This window comes from Rhizobacter sp. P2_H2 (assembly GCF_056403375.1).
The window spans coordinates 1-2,757 of the sequence record NZ_JBFUFP010000745.1 but is presented as its reverse complement, the minus strand read 5'-3'; the positions used below and the strand labels follow the sequence as shown (position 1 = coordinate 2,757).

The window sequence follows — 2,757 nt, the reverse complement described above, 5'->3', positions numbered from 1 at the left end:
CCCTTCGGGTGTGCCGGGAAGGCCCAGGCCGCCGCCGGCCTGGCCCGCGTGCTGACGCTCGACGGCAGCCTGACCGCGCTGACCATCGGATCCAGCCGGGACAAGGCGCTCTGGAAATCGATGGTCCCGAAGATCATTCGTGCCAATCCGCAGCTGCAGGCGCTGACGCTGCATGGGGAATCATGGTGGTGCGACTGCGCGGACCAGCTCGCCGGGATCGCCTGCCGGCAGCCCGCGCTGGAGCGCCTCACGTTGAGGGCGTGCAGCGCCGCCACCGCGATGACCCTGCTGGCGGCGATGCCCACACGCCGTGCCGGCGTCACCCACCTGATCCTGGAGGCCATCGGCACGATGGGCTGCACGTCGCGCTTCCTGGCCTCGCTGATCGAAGACATCCCGAAGCTTCGCCTGCACCGGCTGACGCTCGTCGACATCGACGGGTTCGGACGCAATCGCTGCGCCATGCTGTCCGACGCCCTGCAGGCGGTTTCCTGCCGGACGGTGCTGGAGTTGCCCTGCTGAAACGGTGCAGTCGTGCGCTCAGAAATGGAGTTCGAGCAGCACGACATGGCCGCCGGCGCACGGCCAGGCGCGGCCGACGATGCGCTCGCCATTGAATTCTCCGGCCACCGCGCGGCCCGCGGTGTCGGTGATCTTGACGGCGGCCAGCGACAGCCCCGGCACGCCCGGCGGCAGCCCGGCCGGCGGATGGCCGTCGAGCAGGATGCGGTCGCGCGGCACGCCGAAGTAGCCGCGCGGGCGGCTCAGCTGCACCAGCGAGAGCGCGTCGTCGTTGGCCACCGGGTCGGCGTCGGCGTCCACATCGGCCAGCCGCATCGCGCGCAGGTGCACCAGCGACGATGACCGCGCGAACGGCGAGCGGTAGAGGTGCGTCGTGTCGTGGCCGGCGGCGGTGATGACGAACTCCAGCGGCGTGCGGGTGTCGGTCGCGAGCGGTCCCCAGGCGCCGTCCGGGCCGACGCTGTGGCGGTACAGCGGCGCGCCGATGCGTTCGCCGGTGGCGGGATCGGTGGCGTGCACCTCGACGGTGGCACCGGCCAGCGGCAGGTTGTCGGGCACCGCGGCCTGCGGGTGCAGGCCGGAGACGGTGCCGGAGAGTGCGATCGCGGCGTCCGCCGGCACCGGCTGCACAGTGCCGGGCGCGCGGCCGGTGAGAAAGCGCCACATCGCGTCGAAGGCCGCCGGGCCGAACGAAGTCTCGCGGTGATCGATGCCGGCGATCACGACGTTGTGGGCGCCGCGCAGCGCCGGCCCGTCGGCATCGACACCGGTCGGCCGGCCGGGCGCGCCGATCCACAGGCCGTCGGGCTGCGCGTACTTGTCGAGGCCGTCGGAGCGCACCGTCATCCAGCGCGGGCCAGGTGTCGTCTCGTCGGCGCCGCTGCCGTTCAGGCGCTGCAGGAACGGCCCGGCGCCGTTGAACTCGTTGCCCGGCCGGAAGCCGGCATCGGCCCACACGCCATGGTTCGGCGTGCCGCCGAGGATGGCGTGCGAGACCTGCGGCGCGCCGCCGTTCGCGATGAAGTTGCGCACCGCGAAGCCGCCGCGCGAGTTGGCGATCAGCACCACCTGTGCCACGCCATGCCGGCGGCAGGCCTGCTCGACGGTGTCGGCCACGCAGCGCCGGGCGTCGTCGCTGGAACTGCGGCCGGGCTGCGCGATGCCGTCGTCGTCGCGCGCAAGCGGGCAGGGCATGTCGATCGCCTGCAGCCGCTCGCGCGGCCAGCCGTTGCTCTCGAAGCGCCAGACGGTGGTCAGCCACAGCGCGGCGGTGTCGCCGTTGCCGTGCACGAAGACGATGGGCGGGAAGGCGTCGGTCGGGGCGGCGTCGCTCATGCCGGCAGGCCCAGGTCGCGCGCGGCGGGATACGGGCCCCAGGCGGTGGCGGCCTCGATCGCGCGCACGACGGCGCGGGCCGTCGCCTCCGCCGCCATCGTGCCGAGCAAGGTGGAGTGGGCGCTGCGCCCGCTGGCACCGGTGGCCAGCGCGAACAGCGTGTCGCCGTCGCTCTGCGTGTGGACCGGGCTGATGCTGCGCGCGAGCCCGTCGTGCGCGGTCTGCGCGAGCTTGTTGGCCTGGGCCTTGGTCAGCACGGCGTCGGTGCCGACCACGCCGATCGTCGTCGCGGCGCCGGCTTGCATCGGCTGCGGCAGCTCGCCGCGCAGCAAGGCCTGCGTGGTGTCGAGCAGGCCCAGGCCGTCGGCGCTGCGCGCGCCGGCCAGCACGCGGCCGCTGCGCGGATCGATCACGTCGCCGACTGCGTTCACGGCGACCCACGCGCCGACCGTGATGCCGTCCACCGTGATGCAGGCGTGGCCGAGCCCGCCACGCATCGCGCGGCCGAGCCCGAACAGCTTGCCGACCAGCGCACCGGCGCCGGCGCCGACATTGCCCTCGGCGCAGGGCGCGTCGCTCGCGGCCTCGCAGGCGGCGTAGCCGGCATCGGCATCGGGACGGATGCGGCCGTCGCCGACCGACAGGTCGAACAGGATCGCGGCCGGCACGATCGGCACGCGGTGCGCGCCGACCGGGTAGCCGATGCCGCGCTCCTCGAGCCAGCGCATCACGCCGCCGGCCGCGTCGAGCCCGAATGCGCTGCCGCCGGCCAGCAGCACCGCGTGCACGTGTTCGACGGCATTCAGCGGCGACAGCAGATCGGTCTCGCGCGTGCCCGGCGCGGCGCCGCGMACGTCGACGCCACCCACGGCGCCCGCGGGCGCGAGCACGACGGTGCAG

The 2,757-nt window shown here is 74.2% G+C and carries 3 protein-coding genes; 1 reads left to right on the top strand and 2 read right to left on the bottom strand.

Annotated elements, in window-relative coordinates:
* The coding region (locus AC1D15_RS25640; protein WP_477828210.1) for a hypothetical protein at nt 1-522 on the top strand (522 nt) is incomplete at its 5' end.
* 18 nt (nt 523-540) lie between these two features.
* On the opposite strand, the gene AC1D15_RS25635 is transcribed toward AC1D15_RS25640, so the two are convergent.
* Together AC1D15_RS25635 and AC1D15_RS25630 are read right to left on the bottom strand one after the other, a co-directional pair.
* The gene (locus tag AC1D15_RS25635; protein ID WP_477828209.1) at nt 541-1,857 is read right to left on the bottom strand and encodes a twin-arginine translocation pathway signal; all 1,317 of its coding nucleotides are present in this window, start codon (nt 1,855-1,857) and stop codon (nt 541-543) included.
* The coding region (locus AC1D15_RS25630; protein ID WP_477828208.1) for a P1 family peptidase at nt 1,854-2,757 on the bottom strand (904 nt) is incomplete at its 5' end. The genes AC1D15_RS25635 and AC1D15_RS25630, both read right to left, overlap by 4 nt.

Excerpts from the sequence above, each read along its gene's own strand:
- AC1D15_RS25635 (WP_477828209.1), bottom strand. The coding sequence starts at position 1,857 with ATGAGCGACGCCGCCCCGACCGACGCCTTCCCGCCCATCGTCTTCGTG.